20 protein-coding genes, 2 tRNA genes and 1 pseudogene are annotated in these 25196 nt (G+C 40.5%); 14 read left to right on the top strand and 9 right to left on the bottom strand.

Annotated elements, in window-relative coordinates:
* The first annotated feature begins 22 nt into the window (after positions 1–22).
* Together ACT29H_RS00115 and ACT29H_RS00110 are read left to right on the top strand one after the other, a co-directional pair.
* Positions 23–1570, top strand: coding sequence for a RagB/SusD family nutrient uptake outer membrane protein (locus ACT29H_RS00115; RefSeq protein WP_444819553.1), 1548 nt, complete (start codon positions 23–25; stop codon positions 1568–1570).
* Positions 1571–1590: 20 nt separating this feature from the next.
* Positions 1591–3045: an IPT/TIG domain-containing protein gene (locus ACT29H_RS00110; RefSeq protein ID WP_444819552.1), complete on the top strand. Its 1455-nt coding sequence runs from the start codon at positions 1591–1593 to the stop codon at positions 3043–3045.
* A 453-nt stretch (positions 3046–3498) separates the two neighbouring features.
* Here ACT29H_RS00110 and ACT29H_RS00105 read toward each other — a convergent pair whose 3' ends face one another.
* The 8 genes from ACT29H_RS00105 to ACT29H_RS00070 form a co-directional block, all read right to left on the bottom strand.
* Positions 3499–4569, bottom strand: a complete 1071-nt coding sequence (locus tag ACT29H_RS00105) for a T9SS type A sorting domain-containing protein (RefSeq protein ID WP_444819551.1) — start codon at positions 4567–4569, stop codon at positions 3499–3501.
* A gap of 910 nt (positions 4570–5479) precedes the next feature.
* Positions 5480–5554 (bottom strand) — tRNA-Pro (locus ACT29H_RS00100).
* A 41-nt stretch (positions 5555–5595) separates the two neighbouring features.
* A tRNA-Ser gene (locus tag ACT29H_RS00095) sits at positions 5596–5687 on the bottom strand.
* Between the two features lie 166 nt (positions 5688–5853).
* Entirely contained in the window at positions 5854–7905 is a 2052-nt protein-coding gene (locus ACT29H_RS00090; RefSeq protein ID WP_444819550.1) for a sialate O-acetylesterase, read from the bottom strand.
* A 75-nt stretch (positions 7906–7980) separates the two neighbouring features.
* Positions 7981–8994: a flotillin-like protein FloA gene (floA, locus tag ACT29H_RS00085; RefSeq protein ID WP_444819549.1), complete on the bottom strand. Its 1014-nt coding sequence runs from the start codon at positions 8992–8994 to the stop codon at positions 7981–7983.
* A 5-nt stretch (positions 8995–8999) separates the two neighbouring features.
* On the bottom strand, positions 9000–9458 hold the full coding sequence (locus ACT29H_RS00080) for an NfeD family protein (protein ID WP_444819548.1): 459 nt from the start codon (positions 9456–9458) through the stop codon (positions 9000–9002).
* 156 nt (positions 9459–9614) lie between these two features.
* Positions 9615–9905, bottom strand: coding sequence for an ATP-dependent Clp protease adaptor ClpS (locus ACT29H_RS00075; protein ID WP_444819547.1), 291 nt, complete (start codon positions 9903–9905; stop codon positions 9615–9617).
* A 288-nt stretch (positions 9906–10193) separates the two neighbouring features.
* Complete coding sequence (locus ACT29H_RS00070) at positions 10194–12749, bottom strand: tetratricopeptide repeat protein (RefSeq protein ID WP_444819546.1); 2556 nt, start codon at positions 12747–12749, stop codon at positions 10194–10196.
* A gap of 292 nt (positions 12750–13041) precedes the next feature.
* Here ACT29H_RS00070 and bcp point away from each other — a divergent pair, with 292 nt between their 5' ends.
* From bcp to ACT29H_RS00055, 3 genes are all read left to right on the top strand, one after another.
* A complete protein-coding gene (gene bcp / locus ACT29H_RS00065) occupies positions 13042–13506 on the top strand; it encodes a thioredoxin-dependent thiol peroxidase (RefSeq protein ID WP_444819545.1) in 465 nt (154 codons plus the stop codon).
* Positions 13507–13855: 349 nt separating this feature from the next.
* Positions 13856–14902 (top strand): recombinase RecA, encoded by a 1047-nt coding sequence (gene recA / locus ACT29H_RS00060; protein ID WP_444819544.1) that lies wholly within the window; start codon positions 13856–13858, stop codon positions 14900–14902.
* 99 nt (positions 14903–15001) lie between these two features.
* On the top strand, positions 15002–17938 hold the full coding sequence (locus ACT29H_RS00055; RefSeq protein ID WP_444819543.1) for an FAD-binding and (Fe-S)-binding domain-containing protein: 2937 nt from the start codon (positions 15002–15004) through the stop codon (positions 17936–17938).
* 22 nt (positions 17939–17960) lie between these two features.
* Here ACT29H_RS00055 and ACT29H_RS00050 read toward each other — a convergent pair whose 3' ends face one another.
* Positions 17961–18692, bottom strand: a complete 732-nt coding sequence (locus ACT29H_RS00050; RefSeq protein WP_444819542.1) for a DUF434 domain-containing protein — start codon at positions 18690–18692, stop codon at positions 17961–17963.
* A 307-nt stretch (positions 18693–18999) separates the two neighbouring features.
* Here ACT29H_RS00050 and ACT29H_RS00045 point away from each other — a divergent pair, with 307 nt between their 5' ends.
* The 9 genes and pseudogenes from ACT29H_RS00045 to ACT29H_RS00005 form a co-directional block, all read left to right on the top strand.
* Positions 19000–19635, top strand: coding sequence for a hypothetical protein (locus ACT29H_RS00045; protein ID WP_444819541.1), 636 nt, complete (start codon positions 19000–19002; stop codon positions 19633–19635).
* A 93-nt stretch (positions 19636–19728) separates the two neighbouring features.
* The gene (locus ACT29H_RS00040; RefSeq protein WP_444819540.1) at positions 19729–19854 is read left to right on the top strand and encodes a GIY-YIG nuclease family protein; all 126 of its coding nucleotides are present in this window, start codon (positions 19729–19731) and stop codon (positions 19852–19854) included.
* 298 nt (positions 19855–20152) lie between these two features.
* Positions 20153–20296: a hypothetical protein gene (locus tag ACT29H_RS00035; RefSeq protein WP_444819539.1), complete on the top strand. Its 144-nt coding sequence runs from the start codon at positions 20153–20155 to the stop codon at positions 20294–20296.
* A gap of 354 nt (positions 20297–20650) precedes the next feature.
* Positions 20651–21412 (top strand): phosphatase PAP2 family protein, encoded by a 762-nt coding sequence (locus ACT29H_RS00030; RefSeq protein ID WP_444819538.1) that lies wholly within the window; start codon positions 20651–20653, stop codon positions 21410–21412.
* 81 nt (positions 21413–21493) lie between these two features.
* Positions 21494–22981 (top strand): ATP-binding cassette domain-containing protein, encoded by a 1488-nt coding sequence (locus ACT29H_RS00025; protein ID WP_444819537.1) that lies wholly within the window; start codon positions 21494–21496, stop codon positions 22979–22981.
* Positions 22982–23081: 100 nt separating this feature from the next.
* Positions 23082–23240, top strand: a complete 159-nt coding sequence (locus ACT29H_RS00020) for a hypothetical protein (RefSeq protein WP_444819536.1) — start codon at positions 23082–23084, stop codon at positions 23238–23240.
* A gap of 315 nt (positions 23241–23555) precedes the next feature.
* On the top strand, positions 23556–24107 hold the full coding sequence (locus ACT29H_RS00015; protein ID WP_444819535.1) for a SusE domain-containing protein: 552 nt from the start codon (positions 23556–23558) through the stop codon (positions 24105–24107).
* Positions 24108–24140: 33 nt separating this feature from the next.
* Positions 24141–24479 (top strand): annotated as a pseudogene (locus ACT29H_RS00010) (hypothetical protein); the annotation flags it as partial.
* A gap of 421 nt (positions 24480–24900) precedes the next feature.
* Positions 24901–25196 (top strand): transposase (locus ACT29H_RS00005; protein ID WP_444819534.1); only part of this gene is annotated, 296 nt, incomplete at its 3' end.

The raw sequence follows: 25196 nt of genomic DNA, 5'->3' as shown, positions 1-25196 counted from the left end.
TCATTAAAAAATCAATCAGGTTATGAAAAAAATAATAAATATAGCCTTAATGGTATTGGCTGTTGCAGCACTCTCATCATGTGAAGATTTTTTGGATAAAAAACCAATTGATCAGCTGGGAGAGGGTAGTTTCTTTACCAACGATGAGGAATTAAACATGGCCACCATTGCTTGTTATAGTAGTCTTAGGAACTTAACAAATGAGGAATGGCGGTTGACTGAAATACGCTCCGATAATGCGCGCTTGTATATTAAAAATACAGGAGACGCGATCAATGTCCGATTAAGACAAATGGATAATTTTACAGTTGAAACGACCCATGATGAAAATACTGAGTATTGGGAGGCAGCCTATAAAGCAATAGATAACTGCAATGTGGTTCTGGAGCATCTTGATGCTGTAGAAAACCAAGATCTTAAAGATCAATTTGAAGGTGAAGCCCGTTTTATTCGAGCCTATGTTTATTTTAATTTGGTTCGTCTGTACGGTCCTGTTTTTCTGGTGACTGAAAGAATGACCATTGAGGAAGCTAACAATTATGCTCGCAGTTCTGTGCAAGATGTATATGAATTAATAGAAAATGATCTTGCTTTGGCGTGTGGACATGGTGATACAAATGCGTTGCTCCCGGATAGTTATGACGACTCTAATCTTGGACGTGCTACCTCATGGGCTGCAAAAACTTTGTTGGCAAAGGTTTATCTAACCCAGAAGCGTTATTCTGAGGCTAAAGAATTATTATTGGATGTAAAAGATAATAGTGGGCATGAGTTGTTAGATGATTACGCTTCTGTATTTGATGTGAATAACGAAATGAATGCTGAGATTATTTTTGCTGTTCGTTATTTGTCTGGAGGTTATGGTCAAGGATCTCCATTTGCTAATTATTTTACGCCTCGTGACGGGACCTTTGTGCCAGGAAGATCATACAATTACAATACCCCTACCAATGATCTTATTGAAGCATATGATTCAGAGGGTGATGATGTAAGAAAGAATGTTGTGTTGAATGCTACATGGATCGATGACAGTGGGAATCTTAATGCTGTTCCTTTTGTGACTAAGTATTTATCCGAATTTGAAAATGAGTTGGATGCGGAAAATGACTGGATTGTGTTGCGTTTTGCTGATGTATTAATGATGTTGGCCGAAATTGAAAATGAAACCTCCGGGATAAACAATGCTTTGCCTTACGTTAATATGGTAAGAGAAAGAGCCGGCCTAGATCCTATTGAGGAGGGGGATGTCGTATCTCAAAGAGAAATGATGCTTATCATAGAGAAAGAGAGAAGGCTTGAGTTTGCGTTTGAAAATCAACGCTTCTTTGATCTTTTGAGAACCAATAGGTTGGCGACGGTTATGAAAAATCACTATAACAGTGAATTGATTATCTCTTCAATTAATGATGACGGAACAGTTGTGTCAGAAATGTACTATGCAAATGTTCCAAGTGATATGAGCTATTTAGTTGAAGATGAGCGAGAATTGGAAGAATGGCAGTATTTATTGCCCATCCCCAATAGTGTAATGTCCGTTGCTATTAATGCTACGCAAAATCCAGGTTACTAATCAACAAAAAAGCAGGAAAGATGAAAAATATTGGATCGTTATTATTAATGCTGATATCTGCATTCTGGTTTGGATGCGATGAGGAGGTTGTATTTAATATAGAAGGAGAATATCCATCAGTTATTGAAAGTTTTGAACCTACTTCGGGTTCATCGGGTGATGAGATTACCATTAAAGGAGAGAATCTACGTACGGTTAATTTTGTAACTATTGGTGATAGCATCGTAAATATCAAATATCGTATCAGTAGTAATGAAATGGTTGTGAAACTGGATAAAGGTACTGTTTCCGGTGTAATCACCGTTGTGAATGAGTCTGGAAATGCTTCTTCATCCACCGATGAATTTACTGTTATTCATAAAGTGCCTGTTATCTCCGATTTTGGAAATGTTACAGTACTACCTAATAGTCAATTTAAGATTGAAGGTGAGAACCTGGATGTCGTTTATGATGTTTTCGTTGGATCTTCAAAAGCTAATATTGTTGAAGCCAATGAAGATTTCTTTTTGATTGAAGTGCCTTTCTTTGAGGAAGAAGAAGAACCTGCAAAAGTGTTTTTCTCTTATAATGATGGTGGAACTATTACCCAGGTGGGATCTAATGGAGTTCTTTCTTTATACCGCATTGTTCCAAGTTTTAGTGCTATTCCTGAGGAAGGGGTAACAGGTAGTGATATTGTTTTTGAAGGAGAAAATCTTTCATTAATAGATAAGATGTGGTTTAACGAGCAGGAGGGAGCTTTTGTGGTAAACGAATCCGGAGACAAATTAACGGTTATGCTTACAGACGACCAATTTGCTGTATCAACAAGTGATGTAACGGTTAAAGCAACTTATTTTGGTGAAACGCAGGAGCTCATTCTTAGTGAAAGTTTTGAAGTAATTGTTCCGCAAGTGAAGTATTATAGTAACATCGAACTTCATACCAGAGGTGGTGAAGGCCAATTCTTCCTGGATTTCAATACCGGTTTGGTTTATGATGCATGTACTTCTTGGGATATACTTCAAGCTAACATTTCTCTGTTGTTCTATGCTTCGAAGAGTGGTTATGTTCAGTTGAGACAATCTGGGAATGCCAGTGGAGTTATTAAGAATTATGCTTGCTCTTCTACCGGCGAAAAATTACCAAGTGCTAATGCAGCCAAAGTTTCCAAGTTTGCTGTGTTGGATGAATCTGATCCGGCTCAGAAAGCCTATATTGATATGGTAAAAAATAAAACTCTAACGGAAATTGATCCAGAAGTTGTAGGTGATTTTGGTGCGAGCAAGAGTGACCTTGATATTTACACTCCGGGAAGTGACAAAGAAGATGAATTCAGTGCAGGAGATGTCATAATTGTAAAACAGACATGGAACGATGAAGTGCAGTATGGTTTTATTGAAATTGTAGATGCTTATGCAGATATTGCTGAGAATATAGGACAAGCTAGTGGAGATGGATCATATGTTAAGTTTAATTACTACTTCCAAAAGTAGAATTAGCAATTTAGATTTTTAAAACGGAAGTGACCTGTCGGATTGTTGTTCAGTCCGGCAGGTTTTTTATATATTGCGCTGAAAGAGATTTGTTTATAGTTTTTTAAAGTAAGAAACTATAGATTTTTAAGTAAGCAATGTTATGAACTTAAACTTTCAGGATGTCTGGGAGGTTTTTTATTTTGCCGTAATTTTTTACTATAATGGGCTCCAGAATTTTATATTTCCACAGGATATAGATTAAATTTTTCGGTTTAGTCTATCTATTTACGAAGATGCATTCTAATCAGAATAAGCCAGTTGTTATGCTTTTGGACCATGAATGGTGGAAACAAACTTGAGGCGGAGAAAGAATTCCTGATGAATGCTCATTTTAAATTGCCAGTGGATAATCGTAATTTCTAGAAACATATATGTAGGAGAGGGGGAGAATAAAATTCTTTTCTTGGTGAATTATCGAACAATCAACTTGTAGGGTTGGCTGCTTTTTCTCTCATTTGAAAGATATAATAAATAAATTCCTGGTTTTAATGTTGAAATATCCATGCTTTGAGCGGTGATTTCTTTTTGCATTATCATCCGACCATCAGTGCTATATATGTTTACCATTGTGAAGTTATTTTGTGGCATGTGATTAATAAAAATCACATTCGAGGCAGGGTTAGGGTATAATAGTTCTTTTCGTAGTGTTTGTAGTGGAGGTTCTATCCCTGTGTATATTTCTTTTATAAGGAAATCGGCAAAAAGCACTGTTTCATCTCTCAGATTTTCCTGATCATTTAAGCTTCTATAAATACCCCATTTAGGACGGATAAATGCGGCATCGGTTTTCCATGTTCTGATAGTATCGTTGAAATAATTGAGTAATTCCTGATTTTCTTTCTCTGTTTTAATAATTAAATGGTAGCTTCCTGACCCTATTTCTCCATAGGTGACAGTCTCAATAATGTTAAGCCAAATGCCCTTAAGAGGGTTTAGATCAATTTTTTTTAAGGTGATTTGCGAATAGGTTTCGGCATATCTGATTTCTAATTGGTCCGGTGTCCCCTTTCTGGCCGTGAGAGTGATTAATGGCATACTGTCTTCATCACTTCCGACCGATTTGAGTTGATGTAAATGGGTAAAGCTATTTGATGGCTGAAAATCACTATCCAGTTTGAATTTCCATTGGTATATCACTTTTTCATTTTGAGTGCCCAATAGATTGTCCGGTGACTTATCATAGGTCTTTATTTCAGTTCTTTGGCGATCATAATTAATGCATCGGTCATTGTCGGGGGTAACATGGATGTGAAAACGAAAAACAAATTTCCCCAGTTCAGGATCATAAACTTCATCGATGTGTCTTCCAAACCCCTGATGACCACAATCAGGTACTTCAATCACATCGCCTTCATCAGATGTCAGAACAGAATTTATTAGCTCGTACGTATCTCCCGGTCCATCGGCTTCCAATACAACTTGATTAAAGGATGGCTGGGCGGATAAGAAACCTGTTAGTAAAATTAAAAGAATTAAGCGCATTGCTGAGATTTTTTACGATTCGGGTTCTTAAAATTCTAATAGGAAATATTTAATATCTAGCAAAAGTATTGACTAATTATGGACAATAAATTTACCTAAATCTTCAAATTTTTATGGCTGTTTGATTAAAAATGTAAATCTATTCAGAGGAATATAACGCCCCAATAAGCTTTCGGTCAATAAAAATTGTTTGAAGCTTTTACTTTCCCGTACATACTGATGGTTATTCCTTTTTTTAGGGAATTCTTTGAATTCATCACTGGAAAAGTGACTCTTTGATCGGTATAAAAAGTTTGCGCCTTCCTTTAGCGCACAATGACTAAACACCGGGCACCAACGCACCGGCTTGCTTACAGGGTGTTGGAGGATGATGAATCTGTAATGGGTTGGTTGTGAAGGGCTATGTTGGATGTTAAATATATATCGTCTATTTGTTTCGAAATTTTGCCCCACATGATTTGGCAGGTAATTTCTATATTTCGAAGTAAATAGGGGTGCTTTTTTTGGGGGGTATGCCTCATTGAAGTCCCTAAGCTATGGATTGTATCCCATTAGCTCAAACAGCCGTTCAATTTGTTTTTTTCGTTAGTATAATAATTTCTTATCTCTAAGCAACCAATCTGTCATGCTTGGATTACCCATATAGGGATGTTCTGTTCATGGGGGGTATATCAGGTTCTTATGAGTGAATATCATGGCCAGTAAATTGGAACTGGCGGTGCCTCTATGCAGAGGCCTGTTTGATGAAGCGACTATTTGCTTTTGGTCAGCTTTCTTGTCTTCCTCGGATTCCCTTGAAAGGGGTAACGGTTATTGAACAACAAAAAACGGTAAAACGCACAAAAGCCGCATAAACACTGATGTTTATGCGGCTTTTGTTGAGCCTCTGACAATATAATAAATTGTCTTGTCGGGGTAGCAGGATTCGAACCTGCGACCTCCTGCTCCCAAAGCAGGCACACTAACCGGGCTGTGCTATACCCCGAGGTCGTTTATCATCGCTTCCCATCACAATGATCTTTAAAATGGCGGAGAGAGGGGGATTCGAACCCCCGGTACGGAATTACCCGTACGCCGGTTTAGCAAACCGGTGGTTTCAGCCACTCACCCATCTCTCCTGGGAATTTTGGGATAACCAGATATTGGTTGATAATTTTTTTAAAACAACAAAAGATAATTGCCTTTGCAAATCCTGTGGTGTTGTTTTTTGTTTGCGGTTGCAAATGTATTAATTCGTCTTATAACTCCCAAATTTTTTTCCCCATGAGTTGCCTGAAAAATGTATTATTTTTCAAATTCTTCCTCCGTGGTAAACGATGGTGCCGGCAATCCTGATGCGTTAAATAGCGATGCCTCAGCACCATTCCTGTATGCATAGCGAACATTTACAGGAGATGATACGCCAGGAGCAGAAACTTCAATTTTATTTCCATTAATTTTTACCCGAGCCGGGACAAATTTCCCATTTTTTCCTGCAATTTCGAATTGGTTAGGAAAATTATTGTGAATAATTAGTTCTCCCTCTGTATGTTCAAAAGTGATAATTACTTTATTGTCTGTTCTTTCAACCTCAGAAGGAAGAGGACCTGTATAGGCCAGGTTTTTGTCATAATTTTTTGCGAGGGCCCATAGGGCCAGTCTTTCACCAACTGCAATTTTATTGGCCGGATGAATGGTATTCAGGTCGCCAATATCCAATGTCACGGCCATTCCGGCATTAGGAATTTGGAGAGATCTTCTCTGTGCTTCTCTAAGAGAAGCAGAACTGATGCCTGTCAGGTCGTTATAGTTCCATGGTGCTAGCTGTACATAATAAAAGGGCATGTTCTCATTGTTGAATCGATTGCGCCAGTCATTTATCAGCAATTCCATCAATCCTAGGTATTGTTTTGCCCGACCTACATTGGTCTCGCCCTGGTACCAGATGCTTCCCTTCAACGAAAAGGGCTTCAAAGGTGCAATCATTCCGTTGTAAAGAGAAGTTGGAGTATGAGAATTGAGGGTTATAGCTCTTTCGGGGCGGTTTTCGAAGGTATCTGAGGCGGGATCAAATAAATACAATTTTTTTCCTGACAGCTGCGCCACCACTTTATATTTCCATTCTCCGGTGAGAGATATGGCATTTTGAGGTTTGTTTTGCGGATAGACGGTTAACAACTCAGATTTACCATTGATACCTCCGCCTCCCATGATATCCATAACTCTAACCGCCAAAACGGCTTTTCCGGATTTAATTTTTTCTCCAGGAACAGAATAAATTCTTTCAACGAGCCACTGTCCTTCTGTTTCATACCCTCCGATTCGTTCTCCGTTGAGATAGGTAACGTCCATGTCATCGATGGGGCCGAGAGAAATAACCAGATTTTTCCCAGCCCAATCGTCAGGTATTTCAAAAGTTTTTCTAAACCAGAAGACGCCGTCGATTTCTCCTACTTCCGAATTTTCAATAACATCGGGCAGGTTTATACTTTTCCAATTCTCGGTGTTCGTTTCCGGGTCACTGCAATAACCGTCGAAGAGATCCAGATTTTTATAAGGTTCTTTGTTTATATCAGAGGTTTTAACAGAAATCTGTTTCAAAGAATTTAGCCATTGGTTGTAGGCTTTTTCCTGAGGGATGATTTGCTTCAGTTTGGTGGCGATGGCTTTAAAGTCTTCATGAGCGGAAAGTGTTTCATTGCTTATCCAAGATTCAATAGGTGTCCCTCCCCAACTGCTGTGAATGATTCCAATGGGTACCCCCAGCTCTTTGTGTAGCTTGACGGCAAAGAAATAGGCTGTGGCGCTGAAGTGTCCTGCGTTTTGCGGATTGGAAATTTCCCAGGATCCTGACACATCAGAAAGTGGAATGAGGGACGTTTTTTTGCCTACTGTAAACATTCTGATCTGAGGATTATCGGAATCGGCAATAACCTGAGCCGAATGAAGAATGGTATCTCTGGGTGGCCATCCGGCCAGAGGCATTTCCATATTAGATTGGCCGGAAGCCAACCATACTTCCCCGAGCATTACATTTTGGATGGTTACCATTGTGTCGGGCGTTTGAATCGTTAGGACATGTGGTCCCCCGGCTTCAGGAACCGGAAATTTAGCTTGCCAGGTGCTGTCTTGTCCGACTATAGCGGATGCAGAGCTCCCCCAGTCGGTAGTTACTTCTATGGATGTGCCTGGGGTTGCTTTTCCCCATATGATGGCATCAGCGTTTTGTTGCAGAACCATATTGTCCGAAAAAATTGCCGGCAGGAAAAGGTTCGATTTTGGAGCTTGGCATTGGGTCAGTAAAAGGATTCCAATGGAAAAATAAAGGAATTTTAAAATAGATTTTTTTGTTTTCATTCTCAACAATGTTTTTGGTTAAAAAAGACCGGCCTATATATAGACCGGTCTTATGCGAAATTAAATTATTGGTATTTACGGTTTGTCGCTTTTCCCTTTGTCATCATTTCCTTTTGTTTGTCCGGGGTTTTGAGGTCTGGCAATGGCATCGCGCATTTGGGTGTCGGCATCGATGTTTTTGTATCGCATGTAATCCATGACACCCAAATTACCGGAGCGGAAGGCTTCGGCAATAGCTTTGGGCACCTCTGCCTCAGCTTCTATTACGTGGGCGCGGGCTTCCTGTGCTTTGGCTTTCATTTCCTGCTCCAGAGCTACAGCCATGGCTCTACGTTCTTCCGCTTTGGCCTGAGCAATGTTTTTATCCGCTTCGGCCTGATCGATTTGAAGTTCCGCACCAATGTTTTTCCCTATGTCAATATCGGCGATATCGATTGACAGAATTTCAAATGCGGTTCCGGCATCCAGACCTTTGCTGAGAACCACTTTTGATATGGAATCCGGATTTTCCAAAACGGCTTTGTGCGAACTGGAAGAACCAATCGATGAAACAATTCCTTCACCTACCCGTGCCAGTACGGTTTCTTCGCCGGCGCCACCAACCAGCTGCTTGATGTTTGCCCGGACCGTAACACGTGCTTTGGTGATTAGCTGGATACCGTCTTTAGCAACCGCTGCAACAGGAGGGGTGTCAATAACTTTGGGATTAACCGACATCTGCACGGCTTCGAACACATCGCGACCGGCAAGGTCAATGGCTGTACCCATTTGGAATGAAAGGTCAATGTTGGCTTTGGATGCCGATACGAGGGCATGAACCACATTGTTTACATTACCACCCGCAAGGTAGTGGGCTTCCAGTTCGTCTCGTTTGATGCTCTGGAGACCTGCTTTATGAGCTTCAATCATTGCTCTCACAATGACCGTGGGCGGCACCTTCCGAATGCGCATGAGTGCCAGCTGGATTAGTGAAATCCTTACGCCTGATACAAGGGCTGAAAACCAGAGTATTACCGGCACATAGTAAAGGAAAATAAAAAAAAGAACGATTAGGACCGCTATCAGTCCAAGTGTCCCAAAAACTTCCATGGTTATTATTTTACAGGTTTAACAATAATATAGGTCTGATGTACTTCAATGACTTCAACATTTGTTTTTGGATCAACAAATTGCCCAGGGCAATGGGCTTCTACTTCCTGGTTGTTGATTCTGGCTTTTCCCATCGGATTGAGTCGGGTTATGGTAATTCCTTGATCTCCGGGCTTTATGGTTTCTTCTTCGACAGTGTCGACCTGACTTTTGATCGTTGATTGGAGCATTAGTTTGTTCCAGGTCTTTGTCCTGAGAAAATAATATAAAATAATAATGGTGGCTAGTAGCGTGGCAGCCAGTGTGATATGTCCGGTGGAACTACCCATGCCATAGGCCATAATTATGCCATAAATAATCATTCCAAAACCACCTATTCCGGCGATCGTGATGCCGGGCACAACAAAAAACTCAAGAATGAGAAGCAGAATTCCGGTGATGATTAATAATATGATTATTCCCATAATCTATTTAGTTAAAAAAACGTTTATTCGGCATATGATGCTGGTAATTTGATGTTTTCTTATTGTAATGATTTGGTTATTAGGTGATATTGATGTTTAACCTCTTGTTGAAATCAATTCCTGGATGAGAATATTCGTTTAAAAATGAATGAATTTCTATGGCACAATAAGTTGGTGAATTCTTACTCTTAAGGATTGTTCCTCCAGTTTTTGGCGAAGATGAACCAGATCGGGGTAGAGACCGCGTTTTATTTCGCAAGAGCCATTGTAATGCGCAATGATGGTACACTGTTCAGCTTGAGTACTGTCGTGTTGGCAAATGGTTATTAGGGCGTTGATCACATCATCAAAAGTGTTCACATCATCATTGTAAAGAATTAGAACATGATCGCCCATATTTTCTTTACCGGGATTGTGATTTTCTTCTTTTTTATCATATGGTGCCATAATTCAGAAATTTGCTGTAAATTATGAAAATAATTCCAATGGAACAAGCACTGCTGTTATTTTCATCCGTATAAAAATTGGTTAATCCATTGGTCTGATGGAACTCGCATGACTCATGGTTTCATTCATGTTCTTTTGCGACAATCTCACATTGTCAGACTCGTTTCGTCCCTATTATTTTATTGATGTTATATTCTGAAATTGGAAGAGGCAAATGGTGTGTATATTTGCCATGAACATTTGACCCATATAATTTTCATTTTGTTCGTAGCGATTACTTAGAAGTGATCAATTTTGAGAATTCACCAATTTTTTAGCTTCACTAACGGGTATTTGTTTTCCATTGTGAAAAGCCACCACAAAAGCACCCGGAAATCCTTTCCCACGGATAGGAGATACATTGCGAAAGGCTTCTTCGTAAGTGGTGTATTTGCCCGCAAAGTATTTGGTAAGATCTTTCCCTGCTATTGGCTCGGACGAGACCTCGGGAAGATCGTTCAGAATGGTTGGATCCGGCGCATTTTTAAAGACCCCAATCTGGATTTTAAATACGGGTAGTGTTATTGGCTTTTCATTGGAATTTTGAGCCTTGGAAAAGGCCGACTTTATAAGTGCGTCTGCATTTTCAGGCTTGGCGGTGGATGCAGCCGGCCCTGCTTGCCTGTTTCTATTATTTTGGATGGTTTGATAATTGGCTTGGATGTAGGGTTTCTTTCTGCTGTTTTCAGTGCTAACAGTTTGAGGGAATGATCTTCCCGGGTCGGAAATGTAATTTACAAAATCATCCTCAATCATTTCAATGGCTTCTCTTTTAATGGCTGCTATATGTTCGTATTTTTCAGGATTCCAGATGGCCATTTTGGCCAGCTGATTATTGGCGTCTTCAAAATAGCTCTGGGCCTTTCGGAAAGTTGTTTGTATTTGAGGAAAATCGGAATTTTGAGAGAGTAATTCCAATTTGGGCTGATAAATATTGTATTTTCGGTCGAGCGCATCATGATATAGGTCCAGAGCTCTTTTTTGCATGTTTTTTGACTTCTTGATTAAGCGTTCTGTTTCTTGTTCTGCCTGCTCATTATTTGAGGAATCAATATTTTTTAATTTATCAAAAATCGATTTTTGTTTTGGCGTTTCATCTTCATTGTTTACCGATTGCTCAAGGAGTTTGGCGGCTTCCAGTTTAAGGATGTTGGCCCAGGTATACATGCTATCGGTCGTTTGCAGGGTTTTTATCTGTACCGGTGTAAAAAGCTTATGGTAAATGGGCGTCATTTTTTCTTTCCTTCTCACAAACTCTTCGTCCGAATAAAAGGTGAAATCGTTGGGCCGCAAGATGCCCAGCGGTGCATTATGGTCTTTGTCTTTTTGGTTTTTCTTTTCCTTAGGTACAATATTTTGATAGTTTCCTTCCCTGATGAGTTGTGAGATTTTTTCGGTTTCCAATTGTCTGGCACGAATAAGATGACGTTTGGCCTGATCATCGTGTCCATAAACCTTTTGTTCAAGATTTAGTATTTCATCCATCAATCGAGTCAATTCTTCTTGATTATAGCTTTTGGCATACTGGTTTCGTTTGATACGCATGAGCTGTTCCAGACTGTCTTTTTCCATCTCAGCTTGCTGACCACGTTTAAATTCAGCTCTGGCTGCATCACTTAAGAATTGTTGGTAATTGGTATATATTATGGTATCGTTAATGTGAAAAACAAATTCTTTGATATCCGGAATTGACCTGGCAGGTTTTATTTTCTGATCTTCCTGATTCTTATTCCATAAACTTCCGGATGATAAGGGAAGAGATGCCAATTCTCTTATCTGCTTTGCGTCTTGAGACAGGTTTTTGATGACACTGTTATCCCAGACAATTTTTACCACGACGACATTGCCGGGGGCCACCCCTCTGTTGGTGGCAAACCAGGCTTGTTTGCCAAAGGGGTCGGCTGCAAAGAGGTAATCATCGGCAGGTGAGTTGAACGGAGGGCCAACATTTTCAGGTGCAGAAAAGGTGTTGCTTTCCGGATCATATATGGAGCGGTAAATATCCATGCCACCCATACCGCCCGGACGATCCGATGCGAAAAAGAAGGTGGTGCCATCTACCATTAAAAAAGGATATTTTTCATCATAGTCGGTATTAATGGGAACACCAAGGTTTTTGCTGCCACCCCATTTATCCAGCAACCGTTCCATTTTGTAGATGTCGTGTGCCGACGCAGCAGATTCTTCCAAAACAAAATATACTTCATTTCCCTTTTCTGTACGATACATGATCTCTTTCGGGGGAACGCCCGTTTTGAAAAATGATTCGTTGGGGGAAAGAGTGCCGCATTCATGCGGAAAAGTATAAGCATTAAGGAAATTCTCTTGCTGAATAGTGTCTTTTCGGATTACCTTGATGCTGAAATGTTTGTTGATGAGCTCCTGACCCGATTCACAATCCTGAATAGCTCTTTTGGTGATTTCACGGCGGGGATCACTGTTGGCGGCATATTTCAGGAAATTCTCATATTCTTTTATGGCCATATCATATTGATAGGTGTGTTGATAAGCCTTCCCCAAATAAAAATGGGCATCCCGGCTTACGCGTTTGGAGATGGCATATTTTAGTCGCTTGATGGCATCCTCGTAATTCTGCCTTTGTTCTACCAAACAAACGCCCAAATAGTAGTTGTATTTTGCGTCTCGGTCATATCTTTCGATGAGGGCGGTATAGGCGGGTAGTGCTTCGGAATAGTTTCCCTTCTGAAACAAATCGAATGCCTCATCGGCAGAAACCGGCTGATCTTGTCCCTTTATTGAAATGGCGAATAAAAAAACTAACAGTGTTACAGCAATTGATTTCATGTGTTTGAAAATATTTTTGAGTTGCTTCATTTTACGATGCCTTCATTCATTGTGCGCATCAAATTTAATCATTCAGGTTGAAATTAGACTCGAAAACGCGATTCAAATGTTTGTGGAATGATTGGATTTTGCTCTAAACCCTCGGATAGGAATTTGAATCCCCTTAAATTTGTGGGCGATTTTGAAGGTGTGGCGGCAATCCTTAAAACTTAATAATGCAGGTTTGGCATGAACATTAAACCAAATATTCTTATATCTGTTTTCCTAAGGAACCATTTAAAATAATGTAGCGATGAATAAACTGGAAGTGGGGCAAAAAGCCCCTGCATTTAGCGGTAAAAATCAGGATGGAAAAGTGATCTCTCTGGATGATTTTAAAGGTCAGAAAGTGGTTTTATATTTTTATCCCAAAGATAACACGCCGGGGTGTACGGCTGAAGCCTGTAATTTGAATGACAATTTGGATCAATTTGCAGAAAAGGGATTCAAAATTATTGGGGTTAGTCCGGATAGTGAAGCCTCGCATCAGAAGTTTCGTGACAAATACGGTCTGAAGTTCGATCTTATCGCCGATACCGAAAAAGAGATTCTGGAAAAATATGGCGTGTGGGCCGAGAAAAAAATGTATGGTCGGACCTATATGGGCGTGGTACGTACCACCTTTGTCATAGACGAAGACGGTTTGATTTTGAAAATCTTTGAGAAAGTTAAAACCAAAGAACATGCTGAACAGATTTTCGAGGATCTGAAATTTTGAGTCCCGGCAACTTGAAAGGTTCGGTTTTACTTGGTTGTTTTTATAAGTGATGTGTCGATGTGTGTGCCGTGGATGAAACGAGCATGGCGATGTTGGCTTGTCTTTATCTCTTGGGATCATGAACCTGTGTAAAAGCAGGTCATGCAAGAGCCATCAGACATGGATGAATTAATTCTATAGGAGGAAAAATATTGAGCAATTGTAGTGAGTTGTTTTGAGAGATTTTTTATCTTCGTCAAAGCAAAATTGTTGCCGGGTTCAAGACAGAAAAACAGGTCGTTGACCAGATGAATCGGTGAAATGAAACTTGCTTACAGTTAGAGGGAAAACATATTATTAGACATAAATTATGGCCGAACAACAGGAAAAGAAGGACAAGAAAGAACAAGAAGCAAAAAAAGTCAGCGCAGAGAAGCTGAAAGCACTTCAGCTGACCATGGATAAAATTGATAAAACCTATGGAAAAGGAGCCATTATGCGGATGGGGGAATCGGTGGCAGAAAATGTCCCATTTTTTTCATCCGGATCCATAGCTCTTGACCGGGCACTCGGCGTAGGAGGATATCCACGGGGTCGCGTTATTGAGATTTACGGGCCTGAATCGTCAGGGAAAACAACGCTGGCCATTCATGCCATGGCAGAGGTGCAAAAACTGGGTGGTATTGCAGCCATTATTGATGCAGAGCATGCCTTTGATCGCTTTTATGCCGAAAAGCTTGGTGTGGACGTGGAAAATTTGCTTATCTCTCAGCCCGATAACGGTGAGCAAGCCCTGGAAATCGCAGATCAGCTGATTCGTTCATCTGCCATCGACCTAGTGGTGGTTGATTCCGTAGCTGCTCTTACCCCTAAAGCGGAAATTGAAGGGGAGATGGGCGACAATAAGATGGGGCTTCAGGCCCGACTCATGTCTCAGGCATTACGGAAATTGACTTCCAATATTAGTAAAACCAATACTTGTTGTATTTTTATCAATCAGTTGCGGGAAAAGATTGGTGTCATGTTTGGAAACCCCGAAACCACGACCGGGGGTAATGCGTTGAAGTTTTATGCTTCGGTTCGTCTCGACATCCGTCGGGTGACCCAAATCAAAAACGGGGAAGAAGTCGTCGGAAACCATACCCGGGTAAAAGTGGTAAAAAACAAAGTGGCACCCCCATTCAGAAAGGCTGAGTTCGATATTATGTATGGAGAAGGTATTTCTAAAGTGGGTGAGATTATCGATCTGGGCGTTGAAAACGGCATTATTAAAAAGAGCGGTTCCTGGTTCAGCTATGGTGAAACTAAACTGGGACAGGGACGAGAAGCCGTGAAAGAAGTGATACGTGATAATCCTGAACTGGCAGACGAACTTGAGAAAAAAATCATTGATGCTTTAAATGCTGATAAAGAGTAAAATATTTGCACTTGACAAACAGTGAAGTGCCATTTAGTTAGGTCTTGTGAGAGAAGGGTGACCCGGCAGGGTTGCCCTTCTTTTTAAGGTACATTATTTATGAAATTGAAACTTGTAACCCTATCGCAATTGATAAAAGGGAAAGTGTTTACCGATGAGGTGATTCGGACGCTTTATGCCACCGATGCCTCGGTATACCGGGAGATGCCCCTGGCCGTGGTGTTCCCTCGAGACGAAGAGGACCTCCGGGAATTGATCCGTTTTGCCCGGAACAACGGTGTAGCTCTGATTCCCCGAACAGCCGGTACTTCGTTGGCCGGCCAGGTAGTGGGTAACGGCATTGTGGTGGATGTTTCCCGTACCTTTACCCGAATTCTTGAGGTGAATGCCGATGAACGATGGGTTACTGTTGAACCGGGCGTGGTTCGCGATGAGCTGAACCTTTATCTGGCAAAATACGGACTTTTCTTCGGTCCGGAGACCTCAACCTCCAACCGGGCTATGATCGGAGGTATGGTGGGCAATAACTCCTCAGGGGCCAATTCCCTGGTTTATGGAAGCACAAGGGATAATATTCTGGCAGTGACCGGATTTCTAAGTGACGGGACTAAGGTGACTTTTAAGGAGATGAGCAATGATGAGTTTCGAAAAAAGTGCGATGTGTCCGACGATTCTTTGGAGGCAGTCATTTATAGGCAGCTGAATGATATGTTAAGCGATCCGGATACCCGTTCTAATATTGAAAAGGAATTTCCTAAGTCATCCATTCATCGTCGTAATACAGGCTATGCACTGGATGTATTAGCCCGTTCAGCACCTTTTACACCCGGCGGGGAAAGTATTAATCTTGCACAACTGATGGCCGGATCAGAAGGGACCTTGATGTTGATCACTCAAATTAAGCTGAAATGTCATCCGCTGCCACCCAGGGAAAAGGGAGTGGTATGTGTTCATTTTCATTCTGTTGAGGAGGCTCTTCAGGCCAACCTGATAGCTCTGAAGCACCAGCCCTCGGCCAGTGAGCTGATGGATGATTTTATTCTCAACTGTACCAAAAACAATTCGGAGCAGCTCAAAAACCGTTTTTTTCTGGAGGGTGATCCGGAAGCTTTGCTGGTGGTTGAATTTACCAAACAGACAAAGGAAGAAATAGAAGAAGCCGTGAAGCGATTGACCGACGCTTTGAAACAGGCCGGCCTGGGCTATCATTTTCCGCTTGTTACAGGATCTGATATCAAGCGGGTTTGGTCGTTACGTAAAGCTGCTTTGGGTGTTCTCTTTACTACGCCGGGTGATGCCAAACCCGTGGCCGTTATTGAGGATACATCGGTAGCCGTGGAAGATTTGCCGGATTATGTGGCCGACGTTAAGAGAATGCTACAGGCATTTAATACTACCTGTGTTTTTTATGGTCATGCCGGTTCCGGCGAATTGCATCTGCGTCCGGTAATCAACCTGAAAACGGAGGAGGGACATAAACTCTTCAGGCAGATTGCCGAAGAAATTGCCAGATTGGTGAAAAAATACCGTGGTTCGCTCAGCGGTGAACATGGCGATGGGCGCCTCAGAGGTGAATTTATCCGCTATATGGTGGGAGATGATAATTATATTCTTTTCAATCAATTGAAGAAAACATGGGATCCCCACCATCTGTTGAACCCAGGGAAGATTGTGGATACGCCCCCTATGGATACGTCGCTTCGTTACGATGCTACTACCGAGACGCCGGAGATAAAGACCATTTTTGATTTTTCCCGCGAACGTGGTTATATCCGTGCCGCAGAGTTTTGCAATGGGTCGGGCGACTGCCGAAAGACTCATCTTTCGGGTGGCACCATGTGTCCCAGCTATATGGCTACGCGTGACGAAATGCATACCACCCGGGCCCGGGCAAATATTCTTAGAGAATATCTCAGAAAACCGTATGTAAAGAACCGATTCAATCATTACGAGATTTACAAAGTGATGGACCTCTGTCTTTCCTGTAAGGCCTGTAAATCGGAGTGTCCCTCGGGTGTGGATGTCACCAAGCTGAAGGCGGAATTTCTGCAGCACTATTATGAAGTTCATGGGGTTCCTCTTCGCACTCGCTTGATTGCCAATATTTCTCGTTTGAATGCTTTGGCATCGTTAGTCCCCGGAATCTACAATTTTGTGGTGACCAATTCTTTTACCTCGAATGTGTTGAAGCGTATATCAGGCTTTGCGCCCAAACGTTCGTTGCCAAAAATTGATAAAATCACCCTTAAACATTGGTATCGAAAGAAAAAAAAGTTACTGACAAAACATTCATTGTCGAAAGGAAAAGTCTTGTTCTTTAATGATGAGTTTACCAACTACAATGATGCGGAAATAGGGCGTAAGGCAATTCTGTTGTTAAACAAACTGGGCTACGAAGTGATAATCCCCCCTCATGTGGAGAGTGGACGTGCCTATTTATCTAAAGGCTTATTGAAAAAAGCTCGTAACATAGCCATCGAAAATGTAAACCGACTGAGCAAATGGATATCGGAAGAGGTTCCCCTGGTAGGGTTGGAGCCTTCAGCGCTGTTGACCTTTCGTGATGAATACATCGATTTGGTTCCGAATGAGTTGAAACCGCAGGCGCGTAATATTGCTCGAAACGCTCTTCTTTTTGAGGAATTTGTTATTCGTGAAGCAAAGAAAGGGAATATTTCGCCCGATTTTTTTGTTAATGAACATCAAAAGATATTGTTGCACGGGCACTGTCATCAGAAATCACTGGCCTCTTTGGAGCCTACGGTTAAGATGCTTAGTTTGCCGAAAAACTATGAAGTGGAAGTTATACCTTCAGGCTGTTGTGGAATGGCCGGCTCTTTCGGATATGAAAAAGAGCACTATGATGTATCTATGAAAATAGGTGAATTGGTGTTATTTCCAACCATTAGAAGAAAAGAGACAGAAACGTTGGTGGCAGCCCCCGGTACCAGCTGTCGGCATCAGATTAAAGATGGAACAGGTGTAAGAGCAAAGCATCCCGTTGAGATATTGTACGATGCCTTAAAAAATAAGTGATTAGTTGTTTAACATGTAATCTTCAATATTTCCAGATGTCTATTAGCCATATAGACTTTATGGTTTTGTTATTCAGTAAAAATGATATCAGATTGAACCATTGTTTGCTGCGAGCCAGTATCTGAGAATCAGAAGAAATAACAATTTGGTTGGCTTCAGCAACTTTATTGTCGGTCTGGTCCGCCAACTTTGTTTCCCAGCTAATGTTGTTGTTACGACCTATCTCTTTTACCAGTTGAGCCAGACGGCCCGAATTGCTTACCGGTTTGTCGAAAACCCATAAAACGGTACCGGCATGATATTGTTTAAAAAATGTGGCTGTCAACTCTATCGCTTTAGGCGTTTCACTGATTTTGCGGTAAGACCCATGAATACCGGATATGTCTCTTATTAGTCCATCTCTTCCTTTAAAAACCGGAGCACCACTTAAAACGGCTTCCAAAATAATCAGCAGATTAAATCCGTCAATAATTATAGGTTGGTTTTTTAACTCTTCAGGCATGTAAAGTTCTCCGGCAGCCACGCGCGCTACCAGTTCCTGTGGCTGGCAAACTCTGTCCAGAGCCGTCCGTTGCCGCTCTCGCAGTTTATAATGGTCGCCAACCAGTTTCAGGGCCGCCTTGGCGGTATAGTTTCTGTCCAGCAACCAGCAATAATCTTTGGCTGCCTGGCTCATAATCTTTATTAGTTCTTCGGTGAAAAGAAGGTGATCCCGGGGACCCGGTCCCCGATGTTTTCGGTTGTCGGGTGACATTTCTTGTGTACTTTGTGGTTGTTATATTGCGATTCCTGAAGATAGTGAATTGTTATCAATTTAATGGTTGTGTTGGACTGTTTTATGTTTTGACATAAGGGTAAGATGATTTGTCCAAATAGTTTTAAATTTGTTTTTAAAGCAATTAGTTTTTTATGCAAAAAAATGCGAGGTGGAAATTGGAGGATAACTTCAATTATTTAGGATAAATGTGATTGGAAATATTGATTTATAAGAACTGAATGAATTTATTTTGATAGAAAAAATTTTTTTATGGATGAAATTTTTATGCGTTTATTAAATCGCTATGTTGATAAAAGGTTTGAATTGCGTAATACCGAGAAGATTAAACGTTTTCTTAAAAAAAATGGCGGATTGTGGTTGGTTTGTACCCAATTTTGATACTATTTCCGGAAAGGAGATAAATGTATTGATAAGTTATTTATATAGTAATCAAATTGATGAAATTGATAAGTATTTCATAAAATATTTCAAGGAAAATTATGAACGTTTAAAGGATATTATTATTGAAAAATATATAAATCGTAAAGTTATTCTGATAGAGGCTTTTGAATCTTTTGAAGCCCAAAGATTTTATTCAGCAATTGTATTGTTTTTGACTCAAATTGATGGTATTTGTTATGATTATTTTGGGGAAAAGTTTTTTTTAAATGACCCGAAAAATAATTATAAGCCTAAAGTTTTTCCGAAAATTAGAAAAACATTGTTAGAACAACATCATTTTACATTGGGATCTATCGAACAAAAAACACCTATAAATATGCATCAATCGGAATTAAACAGGTGGGTCGTCTATTTGAATAGGCATGAAATTATTCATGGTATTGATATAGATTTTGGAAACGAATTGAATGCTTATAAAATATTATCAATGATTGCTTATTTAACTAAAATCATAGAAGGGTTTTGTTTTTTTAAATAACAATTAAAATAAAAGGGTGTTTAATGTATCCCAAAGTGTATATACAGACCTATGGTGTCTTAATCGGTCAATGAATAAATAAAATTTATACTTATGAAGGGCTACATGTACATTTTGCAATGTGCCTATGGTAGCTATTATACCGGTAGTACAAGAAATCTGAAAAGGCGTTTGGCGCAACTTCAAGAGGGTAAAGGTGCCAACTATACCAAAAAATGATTGCCCGTTACATTGGTTTATTTTGAGGATTTTGAATGAATAGATGAGACATTCTTCCGAGAGAAACAAGTACAGGGGTGGATCAGAAAAAAGAAAGAGGCATTAATAGATGGTTTTCACGAAAAACTGCCTGATCTATAAAGAAATTATACGCAATATCCACGACGATAAGAGTAGTGGAACGGTGGTTTCAATGGGCTCAACTAATGTGTAGAAATAGTGTGGAGAGGATGAAAAAAAGTTTTCAGAACCTGCCAAATGATTGTTGCCTGAACTTTTTTAAATCTTCTGCCTGAGTATGTTGAAGGACGCAATCATTCGCGGTTACAAAGCCGGTTTAACTCAATATACCGGGCAAATTATTCCCGGGTTTGCTTTGCAATCATGGTATATGTCGAACAGGGAAAAGCAGATAAAAAAGTTTATAAAACGTGTTGCATAATTGTGGTGAAATAGCTTATTGCTAGGTTACTTTGTAGTGTTTGTCAAAGTAAACCCGATTAGCCTTGGATAAAGGCGTCATTCTTGAGCTTGATAGAATTAGCACCTTCTAATAAAATTTCATCCAAATTCCGGGGTCCTTGAAAAAGATTTGTATTTTTAGCTGCTATCTGAAATTTCGGGAGTTGATGTATTGTTGCTAATGCAGGACTCAAACAAAGAGCATTAACTATGGGGCAAGTAGGGTTAACTCTCAAGGTGCGGATAAAAATTGAAGCGGCATGGCAGAGAATCGGTCTGAAGTGCTCAAAGCTACAGTCATAACATTTAAAGCAAAATTATAATAGTTTATTTTATGACAGGCAGAAAAGTTTTGATAATGATTTTGGTGTCATTACCATTTTCATTTAAAATTTTTGGACAAGAATTTTCCTCTGATACTATTTCATCGGATAAAAAGTTGGAATTTAAATACTCATCGTTAATTATCCCAACTGTATTAATTGGATATGGAACGGTTGGAATTGAAAGTGATGGACTGAAGAATTTGAATGCAGAAATAAAAGAAGAATTAAACGAAAATATTGATGAAAAACTAACCATTGATGATTTTTCTCAATACGCACCAACTTTGACTGTTTATGCGCTGAATTCATTGGGAATAAAGGGGAAAAACAACTTTAGAAAAAGGACAACAATTTTAGCGACATCATTTCTCATTATGACAGCAACTGTCTCTAGCCTGAAATTAACAACTAATATAACCAGACCGGATGGTAGTTCTAATAACTCGTTCCCATCAGGTCATACTGCCACAGCATTTATGGGAGCTGAATTTCTATGGCAAGAATATAAAGATGTTTCTGCTTGGTATGGAATTACAGGTTTTGTCATTGCGACAGGAACAGGTTTTTTTAGAATGTATAACGACAGACATTGGTTAACGGACGTTACGACGGGGGCAGGTATCGGAATCCTAAGCACTAAAATTGCGTATTGGGTAAATCCATATATTAGTAAAAAACTCTTTCCAAATAGAAATAAGCAATCTGCATCGATTCTCTACCCATATTATAATGGTGAGCAATGGTGTGTGTGTTTCGCATTAAGATTTTAAAACAAACTTTATCTGATTGGATAGATTGTGTTTAAGTGGTTTGGCCATTGGCGTATTTCTTACATTATTGTATAATCTGATATGAACGAAATCCTCACCATACATAATGCCTGTATCAAATTCAGGAGTCGGATACTTTTTGAGAATCTCAATTTCAGCATCCGACGTGGAGAGCATTGGGCCATCGTGGGACCGGGCGGTGCCGGAAAAACGGCTTTGCTCAAAACCATTGCCGGAGATTTTTTTGTGGCAGGGGGAGAGGTGGTTCATCATTATTATCAGGATTATCGATTGAAGCATCAGATCACTGATCCGCTTTTTTCGCATCGTCAGCTGGTGGAATTAGTGGATGTAAAACACGATTTTACCAATTTGAGTCATACCCATGATTTTTTCTATCAGCAACGTTTCAATGCTTCGTATGCCGATGAGGCACAAACAGTGGAAGAATATCTTAGGGAGAGGGCTGAAAAAAATGTGGTGAAGGGTCCCTGGACCATGGAACGGGTGATCGCCGAGTTTAATTTGTCGCCCCTGTTGGAGAAACATCTGATTAAGCTTTCCAATGGAGAGACCAAGCGTTTGCGTTTGGCTGCATCTCTGTTGGACAATCCGCGTCTTTTGCTGCTTGACAACCCCCTTATTGGTCTTGATCCGGAGACACGTCGCAAATTTGATGAGGTATTTAAAAAGATTGCACAAAGCGGCATCTCCCTCTTAATGGTTACCGCACTTCGGCACATCCCCGAGGTGGTGACTCATGTTTTAGTCATGAAAAACAACTATGAGATGCAGTGGTGCACCGCCGATCAGTATCGGCCCGATATGGTGCCCGTCAATCATAACCCCATTGCCTTACCGGATGAGAAGGAGTTGTTGGCATTGCTTAATGGGCAACAGAAAACGGATTTTCGGGTACTGGTGGAGATGCGTAATGTGACAGTTCGGTATGGAGCTGTAGAAGTACTTCAAGGAATCGACTGGACCATTCGTCCCGGCGAACGGTGGGCCTTGTCGGGTCCCAACGGATCGGGAAAGTCCACGCTGCTCAGCCTGATCTATGGTGATCATCCGCAGGCTTATGCCAACGATATTGTCTTGTTCGACCGGAAACGGGGCAGTGGCGAAAGCATCTGGGACATAAAACGGGAGATCGGCTTTATGTCGCCCGAACTGTTTCAGTATTTCCCAGGTAACTTTACTTGCGGGCAAGTGGTTGAATCCGGCTTTTTCGACACTATAGGGCTGTATCGTCACGTTAGCCGGGAACAACGGCAAACGGCCCTGAAATGGATGGAAGTGATGGGTATTGCCGAAGATGAGGATGTGTTGTTTTCAGATCTCTCCTCCACCTATCAGCGATTGTGCCTTTTGACGCGTGCATTGGTGAAAAATCCCACTCTACTCATTCTGGATGAACCCTGTCAGGGGTTTGATGAGGCACAGCAGCAAGGGTTTCGGAAGTTGGTGGATACCCTGGCAGCAATTAGCAACCTTTCCATAATTTATGTCACCCATCATCGGGAAGAGCAACCGCTGTGTATTGATCATGAATTACTGCTAAAATAGAATCAAATTTCCCGGCTAAAGGCTTTAGGAATCCCTGTTCGTTGAAAAACTGACTTGTCCTAAAAAAGGTTTACAAAAAAAGTAAACAAAAACAAGTACAATGAAGAGAAAAGTAAACCATTATTCGGACGAATTGAGACATGCGGCTGTCCAGGAATATCTAAGTACGAACAAGAGTCGGGGAGAGATAATGGAAAAATATGGGAGAAAGGGGCATTGTTGTTTAGACAATTGGATTCGTAAATTAGGGGTCTCGTAACCGACCAATCAAGAAGTAAAAAGCTTTGAAATTATGGCCAAAGAAAAAGGATAAAGTCCTCAAGAGAAGGCGTTTGATGCACGTTTAAAGGAATTTGAGAAAAGACTAGAATAAAAGAAATTACGTGTTGTAGCCTTAAATAGGCTGATAGATATCGCGGAAAATGAAATGCATATTCCGATAAGAAAAAAGCCTGAAGCCAAACAGTAGCAACACTGCATCAGGATATCTACCTTTAACTTCTGGCAATTTGTATGCTTCTTTGACGCATTTTAAAACATATTCATAAACCAAGGATTACAAAAAGAAATAATCATGCAAACAAATAATATAAATATCACCTGGGAAAACAGTCTAAACAGATTGATAATTTTCCTTATGGCCGTCATTTTTGGATGGTCAGCATATAGTTGTTTCGACGATTATGACGAAGTCGATATCGCAATAGGAGAACCGGTCTCCATTAGTGTTTCTAATAGTGAAATAGTTCTGATACTGAAACAGGCTAATGCAGAAGTGGGTAGTATTTTGGGGGCTTCAAGCACCAATATGGGAACCGGCAGCTCAATTTCCTATATACTTGAATTGGATGTTGCTAGCAATAATTTTGCATCTACAATGAGCTATAATATGGGGAAAGCTGTTTACCAAAAAAAAAGTTTTACTCATGAGGAAATCAATACATTGTTGATGGATTTCTTTGGCTTTAACGGTGGTGAAGAGGTTGACCTGGATATTCGCATAACTGCAAATGTAGCTGTTGAGGGGATTGAACCTCAAATGACCACTTCTCAGATTACTGTCTGGACTTATCAACCGGTTTCTGAAACCCTTTATATGATAGGCGATGCTGCTCCAAACGGATGAAGTCCTGAGGCTGCAACTTCGCTAACATCGAATTCTTCTGATCCGACCACTTTTATCTTTCAGGGAACATTATCGGCAGGAGAATTGAAATTTATCACCGGGCTGGGGCAGTTCTTGCCTTCGTATAATAAAGGTGAAAATGTCAATACTTTGGTGTACAGAACGGAAGATTCCCAACTCGATGATAAGTTTTTAATTGAAGAGGCTGGTGTCTATGCCATCGAACTTAATTTGGTGGACCTGATCATTGCTTTTGAGAAGTTGACAGGACCTGCTTATGATGTTTTTTATATGGTAGGTGACGCCACACCAAATGGGTGGGATATTGCCAATGCTGTGGAAATGATTCAGAATTTTGACAACTTATTCTAGTTAACATGGGAAGGTGTTCTCATTCCTAGCGAATTCAAAATTCCTGTAAACAGAAATCCTGATTGGATGCAGGATATGTTTATGACTGAGCAGGATGATCCGTCCAGTGTATGTCGTCACAACGGTGGCGACCCAGACGACAATAAATAGCAGATTACAAATGAGAATTATTACTATGTGACACTGGATATTTCAGATATTGTAAGCTTCCCTTTTTTAGGACAATGCTAAAGTAGAATTTTTCTTTTTTTCGAAAGGGAATGTAAATTTAACTCTGTCCGGTATAATTTTCTAAACTCAAAATAACTTATATTTTTTCTTTCAACCAATTCTTAAAAGCTCATTTGGGTAGTTTTCAGGTTCTGTCGAGAGTGTAAAATAAACTCTGTCCATAAACTAATAAATCTTAATATTGCAGTTTATGACAGACAAGAAAAAAGAGACACCCGAGTACCGAGCCATACGCGATTTGGCCTTAGAACAATTACGTAGTGGAAAATCACTCACAGGCGAAGGAGGCGTTTTTGCGCCCATCATAAAGGAATTTCTGGAAAGCGCTCTATCTGCCGAGATGGAAAATCATTTGTCGGAAGAAGAACGTTCTATGGGTAACAAGCGCAATGGAAAAGGCACCAAAAAAATAAAGACCGGCTCTGGCACTATTTCTATAGAAACCCCACAAGATCGGCATAGCAGATTCGAACCGGAGATTGTCAA

The sequence above is a fragment of the Thermophagus sp. OGC60D27 genome, assembly GCF_052400625.1.
Classification (GTDB): Bacteria; Bacteroidota; Bacteroidia; order Bacteroidales; family Marinilabiliaceae; genus Thermophagus.
This window is presented reverse-complemented; position numbering and strand designations above follow the sequence as displayed.

Bases quoted from the DNA above. Each gene is read 5' to 3' on its own strand.
- ACT29H_RS00115 (WP_444819553.1), top strand. From the start codon at position 23: ATGAAAAAAATAATAAATATAGCCTTAATGGTATTGGCTGTTGCAGCA.
- ACT29H_RS00110 (WP_444819552.1), top strand. From the start codon at position 1,591: ATGAAAAATATTGGATCGTTATTATTAATGCTGATATCTGCATTCTGG.
- ACT29H_RS00105 (WP_444819551.1), bottom strand. From the start codon at position 4,569: ATGCGCTTAATTCTTTTAATTTTACTAACAGGTTTCTTATCCGCCCAG.
- ACT29H_RS00090 (WP_444819550.1), bottom strand. From the start codon at position 7,905: ATGAAAACAAAAAAATCTATTTTAAAATTCCTTTATTTTTCCATTGGA.
- floA (WP_444819549.1), bottom strand. From the start codon at position 8,994: ATGGAAGTTTTTGGGACACTTGGACTGATAGCGGTCCTAATCGTTCTT.
- ACT29H_RS00080 (WP_444819548.1), bottom strand. From the start codon at position 9,458: ATGGGAATAATCATATTATTAATCATCACCGGAATTCTGCTTCTCATT.
- ACT29H_RS00075 (WP_444819547.1), bottom strand. From the start codon at position 9,905: ATGGCACCATATGATAAAAAAGAAGAAAATCACAATCCCGGTAAAGAA.
- ACT29H_RS00070 (WP_444819546.1), bottom strand. From the start codon at position 12,749: ATGAAATCAATTGCTGTAACACTGTTAGTTTTTTTATTCGCCATTTCA.
- bcp (WP_444819545.1), top strand. From the start codon at position 13,042: ATGAATAAACTGGAAGTGGGGCAAAAAGCCCCTGCATTTAGCGGTAAA.
- recA (WP_444819544.1), top strand. From the start codon at position 13,856: ATGGCCGAACAACAGGAAAAGAAGGACAAGAAAGAACAAGAAGCAAAA.
- ACT29H_RS00055 (WP_444819543.1), top strand. From the start codon at position 15,002: ATGAAATTGAAACTTGTAACCCTATCGCAATTGATAAAAGGGAAAGTG.
- ACT29H_RS00050 (WP_444819542.1), bottom strand. From the start codon at position 18,692: ATGTCACCCGACAACCGAAAACATCGGGGACCGGGTCCCCGGGATCAC.
- ACT29H_RS00045 (WP_444819541.1), top strand. From the start codon at position 19,000: ATGTTGATAAAAGGTTTGAATTGCGTAATACCGAGAAGATTAAACGTT.
- ACT29H_RS00040 (WP_444819540.1), top strand. From the start codon at position 19,729: ATGAAGGGCTACATGTACATTTTGCAATGTGCCTATGGTAGCTATTAT.
- ACT29H_RS00035 (WP_444819539.1), top strand. From the start codon at position 20,153: ATGTTGAAGGACGCAATCATTCGCGGTTACAAAGCCGGTTTAACTCAA.
- ACT29H_RS00030 (WP_444819538.1), top strand. From the start codon at position 20,651: ATGACAGGCAGAAAAGTTTTGATAATGATTTTGGTGTCATTACCATTT.
- ACT29H_RS00025 (WP_444819537.1), top strand. From the start codon at position 21,494: ATGAACGAAATCCTCACCATACATAATGCCTGTATCAAATTCAGGAGT.
- ACT29H_RS00020 (WP_444819536.1), top strand. From the start codon at position 23,082: ATGAAGAGAAAAGTAAACCATTATTCGGACGAATTGAGACATGCGGCT.
- ACT29H_RS00015 (WP_444819535.1), top strand. From the start codon at position 23,556: ATGCAAACAAATAATATAAATATCACCTGGGAAAACAGTCTAAACAGA.